General features: G+C 65.6%; 21 protein-coding genes. 6 read left to right on the top strand and 15 right to left on the bottom strand.

Annotated elements, in window-relative coordinates; translation table 11 throughout:
* The first annotated feature begins 17 nt into the window (after positions 1 to 17).
* On the top strand, positions 18 to 575 hold the full coding sequence (locus RV045_RS05785; RefSeq protein WP_423234831.1) for a Uma2 family endonuclease: 558 nt from the start codon (positions 18 to 20) through the stop codon (positions 573 to 575).
* A gap of 17 nt (positions 576 to 592) precedes the next feature.
* On the opposite strand, the gene RV045_RS05780 is transcribed toward RV045_RS05785, so the two are convergent.
* From RV045_RS05780 to RV045_RS05770, 3 genes are read right to left on the bottom strand one after another with little or no spacing between them, the layout of a single operon-like run.
* Complete coding sequence (locus RV045_RS05780) at positions 593 to 1,609, bottom strand: cytochrome d ubiquinol oxidase subunit II (RefSeq protein WP_423234830.1); 1,017 nt, start codon at positions 1,607 to 1,609, stop codon at positions 593 to 595.
* On the bottom strand, positions 1,606 to 2,991 hold the full coding sequence (locus tag RV045_RS05775; protein WP_423234829.1) for a cytochrome ubiquinol oxidase subunit I: 1,386 nt from the start codon (positions 2,989 to 2,991) through the stop codon (positions 1,606 to 1,608). Before RV045_RS05775 ends, RV045_RS05780 begins: the two co-directional genes overlap by 4 nt.
* 4 nt (positions 2,992 to 2,995) lie before the next feature.
* Positions 2,996 to 3,667 (bottom strand): GbsR/MarR family transcriptional regulator, encoded by a 672-nt coding sequence (locus tag RV045_RS05770; protein WP_423234828.1) that lies wholly within the window; start codon positions 3,665 to 3,667, stop codon positions 2,996 to 2,998.
* A gap of 197 nt (positions 3,668 to 3,864) precedes the next feature.
* On the opposite strand from RV045_RS05770, the gene RV045_RS05765 reads away from it, so the two are divergent.
* Positions 3,865 to 4,161 carry a toxin-antitoxin system TumE family protein gene (locus RV045_RS05765; RefSeq protein WP_423234827.1) on the top strand — a complete coding sequence of 99 codons (297 nt, stop codon included), beginning with the start codon at positions 3,865 to 3,867 and terminating at the stop codon, positions 4,159 to 4,161.
* Positions 4,142 to 4,489 carry an HVO_A0114 family putative DNA-binding protein gene (locus RV045_RS05760; RefSeq protein ID WP_423234826.1) on the top strand — a complete coding sequence of 116 codons (348 nt, stop codon included), beginning with the start codon at positions 4,142 to 4,144 and terminating at the stop codon, positions 4,487 to 4,489. The genes RV045_RS05765 and RV045_RS05760 overlap by 20 nt, the downstream gene beginning before the upstream one ends.
* A gap of 27 nt (positions 4,490 to 4,516) precedes the next feature.
* Here the strand turns inward: RV045_RS05760 and RV045_RS05755 are convergent, their stop codons facing one another.
* The 3 genes from RV045_RS05755 to RV045_RS05745 form a co-directional block, all read right to left on the bottom strand.
* Complete coding sequence (locus RV045_RS05755) at positions 4,517 to 5,017, bottom strand: RES domain-containing protein (protein WP_423234825.1); 501 nt, start codon at positions 5,015 to 5,017, stop codon at positions 4,517 to 4,519.
* A 97-nt stretch (positions 5,018 to 5,114) separates the two neighbouring features.
* Entirely contained in the window at positions 5,115 to 6,638 is a 1,524-nt protein-coding gene (locus tag RV045_RS05750) for a BCCT family transporter (protein ID WP_423234824.1), read from the bottom strand.
* A 176-nt stretch (positions 6,639 to 6,814) separates the two neighbouring features.
* Positions 6,815 to 7,255, bottom strand: a complete 441-nt coding sequence (locus RV045_RS05745) for an OsmC family protein (RefSeq protein WP_423234823.1) — start codon at positions 7,253 to 7,255, stop codon at positions 6,815 to 6,817.
* Positions 7,256 to 7,413: 158 nt separating this feature from the next.
* Here RV045_RS05745 and RV045_RS05740 point away from each other — a divergent pair, with 158 nt between their 5' ends.
* Positions 7,414 to 8,166 (top strand): FadR/GntR family transcriptional regulator, encoded by a 753-nt coding sequence (locus RV045_RS05740; RefSeq protein WP_423234822.1) that lies wholly within the window; start codon positions 7,414 to 7,416, stop codon positions 8,164 to 8,166.
* Between the two features lie 22 nt (positions 8,167 to 8,188).
* On the opposite strand, the gene RV045_RS05735 is transcribed toward RV045_RS05740, so the two are convergent.
* Complete coding sequence (locus tag RV045_RS05735) at positions 8,189 to 8,710, bottom strand: Dps family protein (protein WP_423234821.1); 522 nt, start codon at positions 8,708 to 8,710, stop codon at positions 8,189 to 8,191.
* Positions 8,711 to 8,775: 65 nt separating this feature from the next.
* Positions 8,776 to 9,546, bottom strand: coding sequence for a ferredoxin--NADP reductase (locus RV045_RS05730; protein WP_423234820.1), 771 nt, complete (start codon positions 9,544 to 9,546; stop codon positions 8,776 to 8,778).
* A 143-nt stretch (positions 9,547 to 9,689) separates the two neighbouring features.
* On the opposite strand from RV045_RS05730, the gene RV045_RS05725 reads away from it, so the two are divergent.
* Positions 9,690 to 11,795: an NADPH-dependent 2,4-dienoyl-CoA reductase gene (locus tag RV045_RS05725; protein WP_423234819.1), complete on the top strand. Its 2,106-nt coding sequence runs from the start codon at positions 9,690 to 9,692 to the stop codon at positions 11,793 to 11,795.
* A gap of 43 nt (positions 11,796 to 11,838) precedes the next feature.
* Positions 11,839 to 12,240 carry a type II toxin-antitoxin system VapC family toxin gene (gene vapC, locus RV045_RS05720; RefSeq protein ID WP_423234933.1) on the top strand — a complete coding sequence of 134 codons (402 nt, stop codon included), beginning with the start codon at positions 11,839 to 11,841 and terminating at the stop codon, positions 12,238 to 12,240.
* A gap of 28 nt (positions 12,241 to 12,268) precedes the next feature.
* Here the strand turns inward: vapC and RV045_RS05715 are convergent, their stop codons facing one another.
* The 7 genes from RV045_RS05715 to RV045_RS05685 form a co-directional block, all read right to left on the bottom strand.
* Positions 12,269 to 12,460 (bottom strand): DinB family protein, encoded by a 192-nt coding sequence (locus tag RV045_RS05715; protein WP_423234932.1) that lies wholly within the window; start codon positions 12,458 to 12,460, stop codon positions 12,269 to 12,271.
* A gap of 81 nt (positions 12,461 to 12,541) precedes the next feature.
* Complete coding sequence (locus tag RV045_RS05710; protein ID WP_423234818.1) at positions 12,542 to 12,769, bottom strand: hypothetical protein; 228 nt, start codon at positions 12,767 to 12,769, stop codon at positions 12,542 to 12,544.
* Positions 12,770 to 12,773: 4 nt separating this feature from the next.
* On the bottom strand, positions 12,774 to 13,115 hold the full coding sequence (locus RV045_RS05705) for a type II toxin-antitoxin system HicB family antitoxin (protein ID WP_423234817.1): 342 nt from the start codon (positions 13,113 to 13,115) through the stop codon (positions 12,774 to 12,776).
* An 8-nt stretch (positions 13,116 to 13,123) separates the two neighbouring features.
* A complete protein-coding gene (locus RV045_RS05700) occupies positions 13,124 to 13,378 on the bottom strand; it encodes a type II toxin-antitoxin system HicA family toxin (protein WP_423234816.1) in 255 nt (84 codons plus the stop codon).
* A gap of 79 nt (positions 13,379 to 13,457) precedes the next feature.
* Complete coding sequence (gene mmsB, locus RV045_RS05695) at positions 13,458 to 14,345, bottom strand: 3-hydroxyisobutyrate dehydrogenase (RefSeq protein WP_423234815.1); 888 nt, start codon at positions 14,343 to 14,345, stop codon at positions 13,458 to 13,460.
* 10 nt (positions 14,346 to 14,355) lie between these two features.
* Entirely contained in the window at positions 14,356 to 15,861 is a 1,506-nt protein-coding gene (locus RV045_RS05690) for a CoA-acylating methylmalonate-semialdehyde dehydrogenase (protein ID WP_423234814.1), read from the bottom strand.
* Between the two features lie 12 nt (positions 15,862 to 15,873).
* Positions 15,874 to 17,118, bottom strand: a complete 1,245-nt coding sequence (locus tag RV045_RS05685; protein ID WP_423234813.1) for an ABC transporter substrate-binding protein — start codon at positions 17,116 to 17,118, stop codon at positions 15,874 to 15,876.
* Between the last annotated feature and the right edge of the window lie 96 nt (positions 17,119 to 17,214).

The raw sequence follows: 17,214 nt of genomic DNA, 5'->3' as shown, positions 1-17,214 counted from the left end.
CACCATAGGGACGACAAATGGGCGTACCCCTGAAACGCATGACGGTTGACGCTTTCCTGGTCTGGGAGGAATCCCAACTCGGGCGTCACGAGTTTTACCGGGGCGAAATCTTCGCCATGGTGGGTGCGACAGCCCGCCACAACCGCGTCATCCTGAATCTGGCGGGCCGCATTGCCGATCATCTGGACACCGGCCCCTACCAGGTGTTTGCCGAGAGTATGAAAGTCCGGGTCGCCGAAGGCATTCTGTACCCGGACGTGGTCGTTGCCTGCGACAAAGCCCAGGCGGGAGACGAGCAGGTGATTGCCTCACCCCGCCTGATCATCGAGGTGCTGTCGCCATCGACCCGGGGCTACGACAAACGCGACAAGTTCGCGCTGTACCGCAGCCTCTCCTCGTTGACCGAATATGCGCTGATTGATCCGTCAAACTTCTCTGTCGAAGTCTTTACCCGCACCGGACAGGATGCCTGGGCTTTCGTGGACCAGACGGCCGCGCAGGCTTTGACCCTCTGCAGCATTGATCTTGAAATCCCTCTGGATCAGGGTTTCAGGGGCGTTCAACGGGCAGACTGACGCGGCCGCATCCTGCATCACCCATACCGCAAATCCCGCACCTTGCCCCAGAACACGCGGTAGACATACGCCGTGTAGATCAGGATGACGGGCAGGGTGATGCTGACGCCAAACAGCAGCACTTTGAGCGCATCGGGCGAGGCCGCGCCCTGCCAGGCGCTCATGCGGCCGATGACGATATCGGGGAAGAGGCTGTAGCCCAGGCCAAAAGCGCACAGCACGAAAACGCCCACAAGTTGCCCGAACGGCAGCCAGCACAGCTTTCCGCGCGTGCGCGACGAGTTGAGCGATGCGCGCAGGCCCAGCAGAAGGCCTGCCGCCACCAGCGGCACCGGCAGCAGGGCCAGCGTGGCGGGCAGGCTGAACCAGCGCTCGCGGACCACCGGGCTGACCCAGGGCGTGGCGATGGAGATCAGCGCCACCGCGACCACCGCCGCAGGCCAGGCGATTTTGGCCCAGGTGATGGCGTCCTGCTGCAGTTCGCCCTCGGTTTTCATCACCAGCCAGCAGGCGCCCAGCAGCACATAGGTGGCCGGAATGGTGATGGCCGTCAGCGCGGCGAAGGCGGTGTAGGCGCTGCCCTCGGCAAAGCCGGTGATGTAACGCCCCAGCATCCAGCCCTGCGCCAGCGAAGCCAGCATCGAGCCCGCGAACAGCAGCCCGTTCCACATGGGCTGCTGCGCGGCGGGCGCCTTGATGCGGAAATCAAACGACACCCCGCGCAACACCAGCCCGATCAGCAGCGCCAGCGCGGGCAAGTAGAGTTGCTGCATGATCAGCCCCTGCGCCTTCGGGAAGGCCACCACGACCAGGCCCATGCCCAGCACCAGCCAGGTGCCGTTGCCGTCCCAGAAAGGGCCGATGCTGGCGATCATCTGGTCGCGCTGCGCGGTCGTGGCGCGCGGCAAAAGCATGCCCACGCCCAGGTCAAAGCCATCCAGCAGGGCGTAGATCAGCAGCGAGGTGCCCAGCAGTCCCATAAAAATCAGCGGCAGCCAGGCGTCGAAAGTGTCCAGGGCGGGCAGGGTGCTCATCGGACCTCCGGCGTGGTGAAGGGCAGGGGGACGCGCGCGGCGCTGTGCAGCGGCGCCGCCTGTTCGCCCAGATCAGCGGGCTTGCCCGCCATGTAACGGATGGTTTTGGCGTAGGCCAGCAGCAGCGCGGCGTAAACCACCAGGTAGACCGCCAGGCTGAAAGCCACGTTTTGGGGCGGCAGCGGCGTGACCACATCGGCCGTGCGGATCAGGCCGTAGACGATGAAGGGCTGGCGCCCGATCTCGGTCACATACCACCCGGCCAGCGTGGCCGTCCAGCCCGCGATGGACATCCAGCTCAGGCCCCACAGGTAGGCGCGCGGCAGGCGCTCGACCTGGCCCTGGCGGCGGCGCAGCAGCCACAGCCCGCCCCAGCTGAACAGCAGCATCAGCACGCCCAGGCCGACCATGATGCGAAAGCCGAAGAACAGCGGCGCCACCGGCGGTGCGGCGTTCGGGAAGGAGCTGATGCCCTTGATTTCGCCGTCCCAGCTGTGCGTCAGCAGCAGGCTGCCCAGATGCGGCACGGCCAGTTCATAGCGGTTGCTCTGGGTTTTGGCGTCGGGCAGCGCCATCAGCACCAGGGGCGCGGGCTTTTCGTCGTGCCACACGGCCTCGATGCCGGCCAGCTTGGCGGGCTGGTGCTTGAGCGTGTTCAGGCCGTGCATGTCGCCGACAAAAATCTGCACAGGAATCAGCAGCGCGGCGAGTGTCAGGCCCATTTTCAGGGCGACGGGGGTCGAGGCCGTGGCCTTGCCGTGACGCAGCTGCCAGGCCGACACGCCTGCGATCACAAAGGCCGCTGTCAGGCCCGAAGCCAGCAGCATGTGCGTGAAGCGGTAGGGGAAGGACGGGTTGAAGATGACTTCCAGCCAGCTGGTGACGTGCAGCTCGCCGTTGATCCATTCGACCCCGGCGGGCGTCTGCATCCACGAGTTCAGCGCCAGAATCCAGAAGGCCGACAGCGTTGTGCCGCCCGCCACCACGATATTGGCCAGCAGATGCACGCGCTCGCTGACCCGGCCATGGCCGAACAGCATCACGCCCAGAAAGGTTGCTTCCAGGAAGAAGGCGGTCAGCACCTCGTAGCCCAGCAGCGGTCCGGCCACGTTGCCGGCTTTTTCCATGAAGCCCGGCCAGTTGGTGCTGAACTGGAAGCTCATCACGATGCCGCTGACCACGCCCAGCGCGAAGCTGATCGCGAAAACCTTGGTCCACAGCCGGTAGGCGCCCAGCCAGGCGGTGTCGCCCGTGCGGATCCAGCGCATGCGCATGAAGAGCAGCACCCAGCCCAGCGCGATGTTCAGCGTCGGGAAAATGATGTGGAAGGTGATGTTGGCCGCGAACTGCATCCGCGACAGGATCAGGGTGTCGTCCAGCATGGTTCTACTCCGCTTGGCTGCGCCGGTCGCCGGGCAGCAGTTTCTGTGTGAAATCCAGCGCCTTGCGTACTGCAGTACCCATTTTCATCAGACGGCTCAAAGTCTGCTGATCCATGGACTGCATCTCGTCAAACCAGGAGGTGATCTGTTCGATCACTTCCAGCATGTCGCTCATGCGCTCCTGCGCGTGGCTGTCGGCGGTGCCGTCCACACGCTGCATCAGCGCGTCGCGCAGCATGGACAGTGTCGGGTCGACCTCGCGCCGCCGCCGCTCCTGCGCCAGTTGCAGGAACGTCGTCCAGGCGTCACCGATGGGCGCAAAGTGGTCGCGCCGGTCGCCCGGTGTGTGGCGCAGGCTGACCAGCCCCCACGACTGCAGCTCGCGCAGCGCCACGCTGACGTTGGAGCGCGAAAAGCCCAGCGTCTGCGCGATGTCCTCAGCGTGCACCGGCTGCGGCGACACGAAGATGTAGGCGTAAATCTGCCCCACCGTGCGGTTGATGCCCCAGCGGCTGCCCATCTCGCCGAAGTGCGTCACGAAGCGCGCGACAAAGGGCGTCAGGCCGTACTCGGGCTCTTGGGCCGGAGGGCTGATGGTGTCGCTGCGATGGCTGCTGGCGGGGCCGGTGACCACCGCAGCGGTTGCGGGGAGGGTGTCTTCGTCGCTGGCCTTCATGAACAATCTCCTACAGTCTGGCTCGGGAATTTCGCTAGTATAGGCAATTTCGGTAAATACCGAAATAACTGTATGAATTCTGGGCAACGGCTTTGCGTGCTGCGGGGATTGCGGTAGAGGGGCGGTGTCCCGCGCAGGGCGAGTTCAAGGTGTTGGAGTTGTTGACAACGCGGCATCAGCTTGTCATCATCACCATCATGAAGGCCACACTCATCGCGCGAACGCGGATCGTCTATGCGGCGAACTCATTTTCCGAGCTGGTGCTTTGGCAGGTGCCCGCGCCAGTGCCGGGTTCGGTCCATGGATTCAAGTACCGGCTGGCGTATGTCGTGGATGCTGCGTGCGTGGTGCGTTACGACAACGAAGTCGGAAAGGGCGATCACCGCCACTTTGGCGACACCGAAACCCCTGACACCTTCAGCACGCCCGAGCGGCTGATGGCCGACTTCCAGAAAGACATTGAGAGGTGGAACAATGAAAACAGTCATTCTTGAGGTTCGTCCCCCCGAAGAAGCGATGGCGAACTTTGCCTGCCTGTGGCAGGGCGGCAGACCCGAACGCGCCGCCCGCATCAGCTTCGCCAGCCCGGAACTGCTGTGGCAGGTTCTCACGGCGAAGCGCTGGCAGCTTCTGAAAGTTCTGTGTGGCGCAGGCTCCATGTCGATCCGTGAGGCCGCCCGCCGCGCCGGGCGCGATGTCAAGGCGGTTCACACCGATATCACAGCCCTGCTGAACGCGGGCATTCTGGACCGGGCTGAAGGGGGCGGAATTGTGTTTCCGTTCGATGCCGTCAAGGTCGAGTTTTTGCTGGATGCGGCGTAGCGCGGTGCGGCTGCATCTTCGGGGCTCTTACCCCCGAAAAAGATCCGAAAACACAAACGGCCGGATCACCCGGGCGCGGATGGCGGCCGCCGCAGGATGCCGGGGGTTGATGAGCGCGGCGCTTTCTTCTTCGGCGCTGGCGGCGGTTTCCAGAACGGCCAGACCGGGGTGAATGGCGGTGTAGACCACGGGCTCGCCCCTGTCGTTCCAGCGGCCGGGCGCCTTGGCGGCCCCAGCGCGGCGATGCTGGGGCGGCCTTCCACGACAGCGCCGGGCGCTTTTTTGCAGTGGGCCGTGGCAAGGAGGGATTTTCAGGAGCGAGAACAGCCGCCCGGCGGGCATGCCCAGGCGGTCAGACAGGTCGTACAGGTACTGGCCCTCGACCCCTTCGCGCTCCAGCTGGACCCGCTCCAGCGGGCTGGCTTCGCTGACATGCTGGATGATGTTTTCCAGACCGGCACCCGGCAGGGGGGTGTCCCTGCGGGCCCGGCCACTCGGGCTGCAGGGCGTGATGGGTACGGTGCACATGCGGCCGATCTTTCATTTGATCGATGAAACTGATCATATGGCAGAGCGACCGCACAGGCCTGCCCAGCACCTGGGTCTGTCAGCGTGGCTGCGCGGCTCAGCGCGTCAGCAGCTCATCCACCTTGGCGCGGCGGCGCTGTTCGCGCAGCGTGGTGGCGCGCAGATCGGCGCGCAGGCTGCGCAGCAGACTGACGCACAGGCCGATCATCAGCACCGCGAAGGGCAGGGCGGTGACGATGACCATGGTCTGCAGCGCCTTCAGCCCCCCAGACATCAGCAGCACGGCCGCCACGGCAGCGATCAGCAGGCCCCAGACCAGCTTGTGGCTGTTGGGCGGCGCACCCACGCCGCGGCTGGACAGCTGTGCCAGCACGAAGGTGGCCGAATCGGCCGAGGTCACGAAAAAGACCAGCAGCAGAATCACCGCCATCACCGACAGCACGCCCGCTGCGGGCAGGCTGGCAAACAGGCTGAACAGGGCGCTGGACATGTCGGCCTGCACGGCAGCGATCAGGCCCGTGTTGCCCGCCAGGATCTGCGACAGCGCCGTGCCACCGAAAATCGAGAACCAGGCGAAGCTGACCAGCGTGGGCACCAGCATGACGCCGATGACGAACTCGCGCAGCGTGCGGCCGCGTGAAATGTTGGCGATGAACAGGCCGACGAAGGGCGACCAGGTGATCCACCAGGCCCAGTAAAACACCGTCCAGTCCTTGGCCCAGCTGTTGCCCGAGAAAGGCGTCAGGCGCAGGCTCTGCGCGATCAGGTTGTTCAGGTAACCGCCCAGCGTGGTGGTGAAGGTTTCCAGGATGAAGAAGGTCGGGCCGACGATCAGCAGGATGGCGGCCACCAGCGCGGCCAGCGCCAGGTTGATGTTGGACAGCCACTGGATGCCCTTGGCCACGCCCGTCATCGCCGAGACCAGGAAGGCCAGTGTGGCCACGACGATGATGATGAGCTGTGTGGTGCTGCCGTTGTCCACGCCCCAGACGCTTTTCAGGCCGGTGGCGATCTGCGCGGCACCGAGGCCCAGCGAGGTAGCCACACCAAAGGCCGTACAGACGATCGCCAGGATGTCAATGGCCTGGCCCCAGCCACTGGCGATGCGTTTCTCGCCCAGCAGGGGAATCAGCGCGCTGGAGATCAGCGCCGGGCGTTTCAGGTTGAACTGCGTGTAAGCCAGTGCCAGCGCCACGATGGCGTAGGCCGCCCAGGGGTGCAGGCCCCAGTGGAAGAAGGTGTAACGCATGGCCTCGCGCGCGGCCATGGTGGTCTGCGCGTCCAGCCCGGCGGGCGGCGCGGCGTAGTGCGACACGGGCTCGGCGGCGCCGTAAAAGACGAGGCCGATGCCCATGCCGGCCGCGAACAGCATGGCGAACCAGCTCAGGGTCGAATAATCGGGTTCAGCATCCTCACCGCCCAGGCGGATGTTGCCGTAGCGGCTGAAGGCCAGAAAGCCGGCAAAGGCCAGAAAGCCCAGCATGGTCAGCAGATAGAACCAGCCAAAGCGGTCCAGTGAAAAAGCCAGGGCGGCGTTCACGCCGGTGGACAGCGTGCCCGGGGCGAAAACGCCCAGAGCGACAAACGTCGCAACCAGCACCACAGCGATGCGAAATACCATGGGAAATCTCCGGGAAATCGGGCCTGAAGCACAGACAAAAGTGCAGTCAGCAGAATGCTGAAAATTGGCCGTTAAATGAGCGCAAAAGCGTCACGAAGCACGCATTTTAACGCGGCAACGTTTTTTACGCAAAACCCGGCGTTCAAAGACCCGGGCTGCGAGCCCCTTCCTGGGCTTTATTCCTGCGCGAAGCTGGTGGTGATTTCGGCCATCTGCCCCAGCATGATGCTGGCCGAGCAGTATTTTTCGTGACTCATGGCGATGGCGCGCTCGATGGCGGCGGCGGGCACGTCGCCTTTCACCCGGAAATGCATGTTGATGCGGGTGAAGATTTTGGGATCGGTTTCGGCGCGCTCGGCCTGGATGTCCACGCTGCAGCCCTCCACCTTGTGGCGGCCGCGTTTGAGGATCAGCACCACGTCGTAGGATGAGCAGCCGCCCAGGCCCGCCAGCAGCAGCTCCATGGGCCGGGCGGCCTGGTTGCGGCCACCGTTTTCGGGGCGGACGGCATCGGGCGCGCCGTCCATGGCGACGATGTGGCCGCTGCCGGTTTCGGCGACAAAGCCCATGCCCGATCGGGCGCCGCTGGCGCCGGTCCAGGTGACGGTGCAATCCATGATGAATCCTTTGCGGTGTGGGTGGCCTGGAGGCCGGGTCGGTGTCTCAGGGTATGTCCTGGTGCCGCAGGCGGTGCGGCCGCAGGAGCAATCGGGACTTGAGGCTACTAGAATGTGTCAGGTTTTCCTGCGGTCAGACCAATTATTGTGCCATCGACATGAGTTTCACCCCCGTTCAGGCCGACAGCCGCCACAGCCTCTCCGAGGCGGTGTGCGAGCAGATCCAGGCCGCCATTGCCCAGGGCCACCTGCAGCCCGGCGAACGGCTGCCGCCCGAGCGCGACCTGGCCGAGCAGATGGGCGTGTCGCGGGCACTGCTGCGCGAGGCGCTGGTGCGGCTGCAGGCCGATGGATTCATCAGCTCGCGCGGTCGCGGCGGCATGACGGTGTCCGATCTGGGTCACCAGGAGATCACCTCCCCGCTGGTGCGCCTGATGCTGCAGCGTCCGCAGGCGGTGCTGGATGTGCTGGAGCTGCGCATGGCACTAGAAGGCACGGCCACCGAGCTGGCCACGCGGCGCGCTACCGACGAGGATCGCGCGCGCATCTCGAAGGCCTTTGATGTGATGTGGCGCGACTGGGAACAGCGCGTGCCCGAAGCCGACCGCGCCCGCCACGATGCTGATTTCCATCTGGCAATCGCGGCAGCCACGCGCAACTTCGCCATCCAGCACGTGCTGGGCAGCCTGCACGCCCTGGTGCAGGGCGCGATGGCCAACGCGCACCAGCTGGTTCAGGATTCGCGGACGCTGCAGGACGATCTGATCGGCCAGCACGCGGCCATCCGCGACGGCATTCTGGCGCGCGAACCGCTGCGTGCGCGCCGTGCCGCCGAAGCGCACCTGGAGTTCGTCCGCCGTCTGTACGGCACGCCGGACGCGCCCACCGCGCAGGCGCCAACGGGGCTGTGACCGCCTGCGGGCGGCCAGTACGTCAGTCTTCGAGCAGCGAGCGCAGCATCCAGGCGGTTTTTTCGTGCACGTCCAGGCGCTGCGTCAGCAGATCGGCCGTGGGCTCGTCGCTGGCCTTTTCGACCAGCGGATAGATGGTGCGGGCGGTGCGCGCCACGGCCTCGTGGCCATCGACCAGCACACGGATCATCTCGCGCGCCTTGGGCGTGGTGGCCGGGGCGTCGTGCAGGCTGGACAGGCGGCTGTAAGCCTCGAACGAACCGGCGGCGGGCAAGCCCAGGGCGCGGATGCGCTCGGCGATGGGGTCCACTGCGTTCCACAGCTCGGTGTACTGCTCCATGAACATGGTGTGCAGCGTGTTGAACATCGGGCCGGTGACGTTCCAGTGGAAGTTGTGCGTCGTCAGATAGAGCCGGAAAGTGTCGGCCAGCAGGCCGTTGAGCGCACCGGCAATCGCCTCGCGGTCTTTGGCGTCGATGCCGATCGAGATGCCGCCCGCCAGCGTGGCGGGGGCTTTCACTGCCGCTTTTTTCTTCGTGGCCATGGTCTTCTCCTGGAGTTAAGGGTCCGCGATCAGCCGATTGTGCAGCCGGTAGTTCCGCCCACAGGTCAGCCTACGAAAGCGCGCTCGATCACGAAGGCGCCGGGCGTGGTGGTGTTGCCTTCGGGCAGACCGCGTTCTTCCATCATGATCTTCAGATCGCGCAGCATGTCGGCGCTGCCGCAGATCATCACACGGTCTTCCTCGGGATTGAGCGCCGGGGCGCCCGCCAGCTGCGCCAGGCGGCCGTCGGCGATGAGCTCGGTGATGCGGCCCTGGGTGGGGAAGGGTTCGCGCGTCACGGTGGGGATGTAGCGCAGCTGCTGCGAAATCATCTCGCCCAGGAACTCGTGCTGCGGCAGCTCGGTGGTGAGGTAATCGCGGTAGGCCAGCTCGTTCACCTCGCGCACGCCGTGAACCAGGATGACCTGCTCGAACTTCTCGTAGGTGTCGGGATCGCGGATCACGCTCATGAAAGGCGCCAGGCCCGTGCCGGTCGAGAACAGGTACAGGCGCTTGCCTGGCAGCAGGTAGTCGATCAGCAGCGTGCCGGTGGGCTTTTTGCCCACGACGATGGTGTCGCCGGGCATGATGTGCTGCAGGCGGCTGGTCAGCGGGCCGTCGGGCACCTTGATGGAGAGGAACTCCAGGTGCTCTTCGTAGTTGGCGCTGGCGATGCTGTAGGCGCGCACGATGGGGCGGTTTTCAGTCGGCAGGCCGATGAGGGTGAAGTGGCCGTTGGAGAACTTCAGCGCCTGGTTGCGGGTGGTCTTGAAGGAGAACAGCCGGTCGGTCCAGTGGTGGACTTCAAGAACCTGCTCGTCGAAATATGCGCTCATGGTGGGACGTTAAAAGTGAGGGAGAATGTCTGCTCGACCCGGACGATTCTGGCTGCGCCAGGTTCGGGATAACCCGCAATTTTACCCGCAACGACCGCCGCAGGCCTGCACATGGGCTTTCGTCCTCCGTCGCTGCCTTCGCCATGACCGACACGCCCGCCTTCGCCGACGAGCCTTCTGCCCCCGATGCGCCGCACGCGCAGTATCCCGCGCTGTTTTCCGCGCTCGATCTGGGGCCGGTGCGGTTGAAAAACCGCATCCTCATGGGCAGCATGCACACGGGTCTGGAGGATTCGTCCAAGCACACGGAGCGCCTGGCGGCGTTTTACGCCGAGCGTGCAGCCGGTGGCGTGGCGCTGATGGTCACGGGCGGCTACGCGCCCAATATGCGCGGCTGGGTCAAGCCGTTTTCGGGGCGCCTGAGTTCGCGCTGGGGCGTACCGCGCCACCGCACGCTGACCCGCGCGGTGCACGATCAGGGCGGAAAGATCGCGCTGCAGATCCTGCACACCGGGCGTTACGCCTTTCACCCGCTGGCCGTGGCGCCTTCGCCACTGCAGGCGCCGATTTCGCCCTTCAAGCCGCACGAGCTCAGCGCCCGCCAGGTGCAGGCGCAGATCAAGGCCTTCGTGCGCTGCGCCCAGCTCGCCCGCGACGCGGGCTACGACGGCGTCGAGATCATGGGCAGCGAGGGCTATCTGATCAACCAGTTCCTGGCCCCCGCGACCAACCACCGCACCGACGCCTGGGGCGGCAGCCCGGAAAACCGCCGCCGCTTCGCGCTGGAGATCGTGCAGCGCACGCGCGAAGCCGTCGGCCCCGATTTCATCCTGATCTACCGCCTGTCCCTGCTTGATCTGGTGCCCGGCGCCAGCACCTGGGAAGACACGCTGGCGCTGGGCGTGGGCGTGGCGCAGGCGGGCGCCAGCCTGATCAACAGCGGCATAGGCTGGCATGAATCGCGCGTGCCGACCATCGCCACCAGCGTGCCGCGCGCGGCGTTCGCGCCGGTGACGCGCGATTTCCGCCAGGCGCTGCACGCGGCCGGGTTCGCCACGCCGGTCATCGCCAGCAACCGCATCAACGCGCCCGAGGTGGCCGAGGCGCTGCTCTCGCAGCAGTACGCCGACATGGTCAGCCTGGCGCGGCCTTTCCTGGCCGATGCGCAGTTCGTGCGCAAAGCCTTTGAAGGTCGCAGCGGCGACATCAACACCTGCATCGCCTGCAACCAGGCCTGCCTGGACCACGTTTTCGAGCAGAAAATCGCCTCCTGCCTGGTCAACCCGCGCGCCTGCCACGAAACCCTGATGCCGATTCGTCCGGTCACCCAGCCCCGCACCGTGGCCGTGGTGGGTGCTGGCCCGGCGGGCCTGGCCGCGGCCACCGAGCTGGCGCGGCGCGGCCACCAGGTCACGCTCTACGAGGCCAGCAGCCAGATCGGTGGCCAGTTCAACATGGCCAGGCGCATCCCGGGCAAGGAAGAATTCCACCAGACGCTGCGCTACTTCACGCGCCAGCTCGCGCAGCTGGACGTGCATGTGCTGCTGGACCACCCGGTCAGCGCGCAGGAGCTGGTCCAGGGCAAGTTTGATCACATCGTGCTGGCCACGGGCGTGCTGCCGCGCGATCCGAAAATCCCGGGCCAGGAGCTGCCGCACGTGCTGAGCTACATCGACGTCCTGCGCGACGGCCTGCCCGTGGGCCAGCGTGTGGTGCTGGTTGGCGCGGGCGGCATCGGTTTCGATCTGGCCGAATATCTGGCCGTGGGGACGGATATCGGTCGGCGCTCGCCCTCGGTCGATCTGGAGGCCTGGCAGCGCGAGTGGGGCATTGCCTCGCCCGTGACGCACGTCGGCGGCCTGACCGAAGCCGTGCCGCCCGAGCCGCTGCGCGACATCACGCTGCTGCAGCGCAAATCGACGCGCATGGGCGCCGATCTGGGCAAGACCACGGGCTGGATTCACCGCGCCGCGCTGCGCCAGCACGGCGTGAAAATGCTGACCGGCGTGCAGTACGAGCGCATCGACGAGCAGGGCATCTGGGTGCGGGTGGGCGATGCGCCCGAGAGCCAGCACCTGCCCGCAGACACCATCGTGCTGTGCGCGGGCCAGGTGCCGCACAGCGCGCTGCACACCGAACTGACCCGCTTGGGCGTCATGCCGCACCTGATCGGCGGCGTCAAAGACGCCAGCGGCCTGGACGCCCGCCGCGCGGTCGCGCAGGCGTTTGAGCTGGCGCTGGGACTGTAAGGCGCGGGTTTTCCGGCTGCTGCCCGGTTCTGCGGACCGACCGGTGATCTTGGTTGATTCCAGTGTCTGGATCGACTATTTCCGAAACACCGTCACGCCGCAAACCGAGCTTCTGGACGCTCTGCTGGGACATGAGCTGCTGTGTGTCGGTGATCTGATCCTGACCGAGGTACTGCAGGGCTTTGTCTCAGAGCGCGATTTCAGTCAGGCGCGTTCGCTGCTGGCCATGCTGGAGGTGATGGACCTCGGGGGCGAGGCGATGGCCATCCAGGCCGCCCTTCACTTCAGAACCTTGCGCGGACTGGGCATCACGGTGCGCAAAACGATGAACACCCTGATTGCCACGGGGTGCATCGCGAAAAACCTCCCGCTGCTGTACAGCGGCCGGGATTTTGATCCTTTTGTAACACATCTGGGATTGCGGTCAGCGCTGCGTGAGCTGTGATCGGGAAGCGTCCTGATTTCCCGGGGGCTCAGGCATCCCGCCGCTGCGGCTCCACCGCATGCAAAAAACGGGTGTAGAGATCGCGCGGCGGGTTCATGCCGATGGATTTGAGCATCTGCCCGACATTGCCCCGGTGGTAACTGCCGTGCGTGATGATGTGCAGCAGCATTTCCTCGCGCGTCATGCTGCCGCGCTCGCCGTCGGTGAAGGTGAAGGCCAGGCGCTGCGCCAGTGCCTCGGGCGTGAGTGCACCGACATGCTCGACATACCACGCGTCAGTGGTCGCGACATCACTGTGCAGCTAGGCCAGCGTGGGCGTGTCGCGGGTGTTGGTGGCGTCAAACGGCACGGTTTCAGCACTGAGGTGCGCCCGGAAAATCCGGTCCACAACATAGATGTGGTTCAGCGTGCGAATGCAGGTGTGCAGCGTGTCGGCCTTTTCCGGCGGCAGGGCGGCCAGCAGGGCGAAAAGCTCGGCATTGCTCCAGGCTTTGAAGGCGAATAGCGGGGTAAGGGATGGGGCATTCATTTTGTCAGGTCGGGCGCGGTGAGCCGGGTTTGCTGGCGGTGCTTAAAACCTGCTCAGCCCACTTGTTCAGGCTGGTGCCATGGCGGGCCGCCGCTTTGAGGGCGGCCGCGTGAACCTGGGGGGCGAGGCGCAGCATCAGCCTGCCGCTAGCGGGCTTTTCCGGACTGCTGCCGGACTGTTCGCAGGCAGCGATGTAATCGTCGATGGCGCAGTGAAAATGGGTTTCAAACTCCGCCACAGATTCAGCGTGGAAAGTGATGATGTCGTCAATATCCAGAACCCGGCCGACGATGATTTTGTCCTCGGTGTCGAAAACCAGGTTCGTGGTGTAGCCCCGGTAGCTCATCGTGTTGTTCATGGATGGATTCCCAGACGGTCCAGATAATCGCGGACGGCCTTGACGCGGTAGCGCAAAGCTTCTTTTTCGGGGTGCGGGCGGTGAAACGTAGCCCTGAAACCCCCATGGCTGAAGGTGACTGAAGAGCCCGCACCTTCAATCACGGTGCAGCCCATGGCTACCAGCAGCGATTCAATGCGCGCCCAGACCAGGTTGCCGTTGACTGGATCAGCAAAAATCGCTTCGAGTGTCTTGCGATGTCTGCTGTTCATCTGAAAATGATAGCAATAACCGCCTGATTGTGCAATCGCTGGCCGCAGAGCCAGCGTGTCCAGCGACCGGCTTGCCGCTTCACCCCTTCTTCCCCAGCATCCCAAACACGCTCGAGAAATCCAGCGCGCCATTTCCGGCCTGGCTGTGCAGGTCGTAAAGGCTGCGGGCCAGGGCGCCCAGCGGCACGGCGGCGCCGCTGGCCAGGGCGTTTTCGACGGCGAGGCCCAGGTCTTTGCGCATCAGGTCCACACCGAAGCCGCCGCTGTAGCCGCGCGCGGCCGGGGCGCTGTCCATGACGCCGGGGCAGGGGTTGTAGACCTCCAGCGCCCAGTTGCGGCCCGAGCTTTGCGCCATCACGCTGGAGAGCACTTTCGGGTCCATGCCGTTGGCGATGCCCAGGTTCAGCGCTTCGCTGGTGCCTATCATCAGGATCCCCAGCAGCATGTTGTTGCAGATTTTGACCGTCTGGCCGCAGCCTGACGGCCCGGCGTGGAAGATGTTGCGGCCCATTGCTTCTAGCAGTGGGCGCATCGCGGTCAGCGCGGTTTCGTCGCCGCCGACCATGAAGGTCAGCGTGCCGGCCTGCGCGCCGCCGGTGCCGCCCGATACGGGCGCGTCGATCAGCGCCAGGCCCTGGCCCGCCGCAGCCTGCGCCACACGCCGCGCCACCTCGGGCGCGATGGTCGAGCAGTCGGCCACCCGCGTGCCCGGTGCCACGTGCGCCAGCACGCCGTCCTCGCCCAGCCACACACGCTCGACATGCTTTGACGCGGGCAGCATGGTGAAAACCGCCTGCGCGCCCTGGACGGCGTGGGCGATGTCCCGTGCTGCTTCGCCGCCCGCCGCGACCAGCGCCTCGACCTGCGCCGGGGCCAGATCCAGCCCGCGCACGCGGTGTCCGGCTTTTTGCAGGTTGAGCGCCATGGGCAGGCCCATATTGCCCAGGCCGATGAATGCGATGTCCATGGTGGGCTCCTTATTTCAGCGAAATGGTGGTGTTGACGCCGCCCACACCGGCCTCGCCCGGCTCGTACCAGCGGGCGGTGACGGTTTTGGTCTGCGTCCAGAAGCTGATGGCCTGCTTGCCGTTGGGCCCAAGGTCGCCCAGCTTGGACGCGCGCGATCCCGTGAAGCTGAAGTAGGCCACGGGCACCGGAATCGGCACATTGATGCCGACCTGGCCGACATCGATCTCGTTCTGGAACTTGCGCGCCGCCCAGCCGCTGGACGTGAAAATCGAGGTGCCGTTGCCATTGGGGTTGGCGTTGACGAAGGCGATGGCCTCGTCCAGCGTGTCCACGCAGACCACGCACAGCACCGGGCCGAAGATTTCCTGGTCGTAAATCGCCATGCCGGGCTTCACGTTCGAGAAAATCGTCGGGCCGACGAAGTTGCCCTTCTCGTAGCCGGGCACGCTGCAGGCGCGGCCGTCCAGCAGCAGGGTGGCGCCGTCGGGGACGCCGCTGTCGATCAGGCGCAGCACGCGCTGGCGTGCGGCCGGGTTGACCAGAGGGCCGACGTCCACGCTGCGGTCGCTGCCGGGGCCGACCTTGAGAGCCGCCGATTTCTGCACGATCTCGTCCAGCCAGGAGGCGGCCTGGCCGACCAGCACCAGCACCGAATTGGCCATGCAGCGCTGTCCGGCGGCGCCAAAAGCCGAGCCGATCAGGTTGTTGATGGCCTGTTCGCGCGGCGCATCGGGCAGGATGACGCAGTGGTTTTTGGCGCCCATCATGGACTGCACGCGCTTGCCCGCCGCGCTGGCGCGCTGGTAGATCTGTGTGCCGACGTGGGTCGAGCCGATGAATGACAGCGCCTTGATGTCCGGGTGATCGCAGATCTGCTGCGCCACCTCGACGCCGCCGTGGATCACGCCGATCACGCCGGGTGGCACCCCGGCCTCGTGCGCCAGTTCGACCAGGCGAAGCGTGCTGCTGGGATCCTGCTCGGACGGTTTCAGGATGAAGGTGTTGCCGCAGGCGATGGCCAGCGGGAACATGAAGCAGGGCAGCATCACCGGGAAGTTGAAGGCGGTGATGCCCGCGCCCACGCCGATGGGCTGAAGCAGGTTGTAGACCTCGACCCCCGTGGCGGCGTTTTCGGCGATGTCGCCCAGCTGCAGGCTGGTGATGGAGCAGGCGTGCTCGACGACTTCCAGGCCGCGCGCCACCTCGCCTTCGGCGTCGGGGAGCGTCTTGCCGTGCTCGCGGGTGATGAGCTGCGCCAGCTCGGCGGTGTGCTCGCGCAGCAGGTGCTGGAAGCGCAGCATGATGCGCATGCGCTGGCCCAGCGGCGTGTTGCGCCAGGTGCGGAAGGCGGCCACGGCGGTCGCTACGGCGTGATCAACCTCTTCAGGCGTGGCGAAGGGCACGCGGGCGACGACCTCCTGCGTGGCCGGGTTGGTCACGTCGTGCAGGCGCGTGCTGGTGGACGGGTGGGCCTTGCCACCGATGAAGTGGGCCAGGGTGGGGATGTTGGACATGGCGTTTTCCTGTCAGTTTTTGACCAGCGGGCAGGTCGAATCTTTCAGCGGCTTGAAGGCCAGCTGGGCAGGGATGTTGGTGATGAGCTTGTAGTAATCCCACGGGCCTTTGGATTCGTCGGGCTTTTTCACCTGGTAGAGCTGCATGTCGTGGATGACGCGGCCGTCCGGGCGGATGCTGGCGTTCAGCATGACGGGATCCTTGATCGGCAGCTCGCGCATCTTCTGCGACACGGCCTTCCAGTCGTCTGTTTTGGCGGCGGCGGCCGAGCGCAGGTAGTGCAGCACGCTGGAATACACCCCGGCCTGGACCATGGTCGGCTTCAGGCCTTTGTACTGCTTCTCGAAGCGCGCCGAAAACTGCCGCGCCGCATCGTCACGGTCCCAGTAAAAGCCGTCCGAAAAGATCAGCCCCTGCGCGGTCGGCAGGCCCATGGCGCGAACGTCGGTCAGAAACAGCAGCAGCGCCGCAACCTTCTGGTCCTTGCCGCTGCCGATGCCGAACTCGCGCGCGGCCTTGATCGCGTTGACCGTGTCCTGCCCGCCGTTGGCCAGGCCAATCACCTGCGCCTTGGTGGACTGCGCCTGCAGCAGGAAGGACGAGAAATCGCTGGCGTTGAGCGGGTGGCGCACCGAGCCCAGCACCGTGCCGCCGTTGGCCTTGACGACCTCGCCGGCCTCTTTTTCCAGCGAATGACCGAAGGCGTAATCGACGGTGAGGAAGGTCCAGCTCTTGTCGCCCGCCCGGGTCAGCGCGGCGGCGGTGCCGGAGGCCGACGAGTAGGTGTCGAACATCCAGTGAAAGCCGTTGGGTGCGCAATCCTCGTTGGTGAGTTTGGTGGTGGCCGGGCCGCTGTACAGGGCTACGCCGCCGCGTTCCTTGATGACCTTCTGGACGGCCAGGGCGCCGGCCGAATTGGTCAGGTCGGCCAAGGCGTCGACCTTGTCGCGGTCCAGCCACTCGCGCGCCTTGGTCGCGGCGATGTCAGCCTTGTTCTGGTGGTCGGCGGAGATCACGTCAATGGTCAGCCCCTTGCACTCGGCCTGCAGGCAGTCGGCGACGGCCATGCGCGCGGCCGCTACCGATCCGCCGCCGCCCATGTCGGAATAGGGGCCGGACATGTCGGTCAGCACGCCGATGCGGATCAGGTTGTCGGAGTACTGCGCCTGCGCGCCCGGGCTGCACAGCAGGGCGGCGGCAGCCACGGCGGCTGCGGCCACGGGGCGCAGCGCGGGACGGATGAAGGAAGGGGTCATGGGCGGTCTCCGGTTGATTTTTTGGGCAGGTTCTGTGTCACACCGGCAGTCTGACAGCCTCAGCAATTCATGCAATCATGCAAACCCTGAGCCGAT

It is taken from the genome of Amphibiibacter pelophylacis (assembly GCF_037688875.1).
Lineage (GTDB): Bacteria > Pseudomonadota > Gammaproteobacteria > Burkholderiales > Burkholderiaceae_C > Amphibiibacter > Amphibiibacter pelophylacis.
The sequence above is the reverse complement of the archived record's forward strand: the minus strand, read 5'-3'. Positions and strand labels throughout refer to the sequence as shown.

Excerpts from the sequence above, each read along its gene's own strand:
- RV045_RS05785 (WP_423234831.1), top strand. The coding sequence starts at position 18 with ATGGGCGTACCCCTGAAACGCATGACGGTTGACGCTTTCCTGGTCTGG.
- RV045_RS05780 (WP_423234830.1), bottom strand. The coding sequence starts at position 1,609 with ATGAGCACCCTGCCCGCCCTGGACACTTTCGACGCCTGGCTGCCGCTG.
- RV045_RS05775 (WP_423234829.1), bottom strand. The coding sequence starts at position 2,991 with ATGCTGGACGACACCCTGATCCTGTCGCGGATGCAGTTCGCGGCCAAC.
- RV045_RS05770 (WP_423234828.1), bottom strand. The coding sequence starts at position 3,667 with ATGAAGGCCAGCGACGAAGACACCCTCCCCGCAACCGCTGCGGTGGTC.
- RV045_RS05765 (WP_423234827.1), top strand. The coding sequence starts at position 3,865 with ATGAAGGCCACACTCATCGCGCGAACGCGGATCGTCTATGCGGCGAAC.
- RV045_RS05760 (WP_423234826.1), top strand. The coding sequence starts at position 4,142 with ATGAAAACAGTCATTCTTGAGGTTCGTCCCCCCGAAGAAGCGATGGCG.
- RV045_RS05755 (WP_423234825.1), bottom strand. The coding sequence starts at position 5,017 with ATGTGCACCGTACCCATCACGCCCTGCAGCCCGAGTGGCCGGGCCCGC.
- RV045_RS05750 (WP_423234824.1), bottom strand. The coding sequence starts at position 6,638 with ATGGTATTTCGCATCGCTGTGGTGCTGGTTGCGACGTTTGTCGCTCTG.
- RV045_RS05745 (WP_423234823.1), bottom strand. The coding sequence starts at position 7,255 with ATGGATTGCACCGTCACCTGGACCGGCGCCAGCGGCGCCCGATCGGGC.
- RV045_RS05740 (WP_423234822.1), top strand. The coding sequence starts at position 7,414 with ATGAGTTTCACCCCCGTTCAGGCCGACAGCCGCCACAGCCTCTCCGAG.
- RV045_RS05735 (WP_423234821.1), bottom strand. The coding sequence starts at position 8,710 with ATGGCCACGAAGAAAAAAGCGGCAGTGAAAGCCCCCGCCACGCTGGCG.
- RV045_RS05730 (WP_423234820.1), bottom strand. The coding sequence starts at position 9,546 with ATGAGCGCATATTTCGACGAGCAGGTTCTTGAAGTCCACCACTGGACC.
- RV045_RS05725 (WP_423234819.1), top strand. The coding sequence starts at position 9,690 with ATGACCGACACGCCCGCCTTCGCCGACGAGCCTTCTGCCCCCGATGCG.
- RV045_RS05710 (WP_423234818.1), bottom strand. The coding sequence starts at position 12,769 with ATGAATGCCCCATCCCTTACCCCGCTATTCGCCTTCAAAGCCTGGAGC.
- RV045_RS05705 (WP_423234817.1), bottom strand. The coding sequence starts at position 13,115 with ATGAGCTACCGGGGCTACACCACGAACCTGGTTTTCGACACCGAGGAC.
- RV045_RS05700 (WP_423234816.1), bottom strand. The coding sequence starts at position 13,378 with ATGAACAGCAGACATCGCAAGACACTCGAAGCGATTTTTGCTGATCCA.
- mmsB (WP_423234815.1), bottom strand. The coding sequence starts at position 14,345 with ATGGACATCGCATTCATCGGCCTGGGCAATATGGGCCTGCCCATGGCG.
- RV045_RS05690 (WP_423234814.1), bottom strand. The coding sequence starts at position 15,861 with ATGTCCAACATCCCCACCCTGGCCCACTTCATCGGTGGCAAGGCCCAC.
- RV045_RS05685 (WP_423234813.1), bottom strand. The coding sequence starts at position 17,118 with ATGACCCCTTCCTTCATCCGTCCCGCGCTGCGCCCCGTGGCCGCAGCC.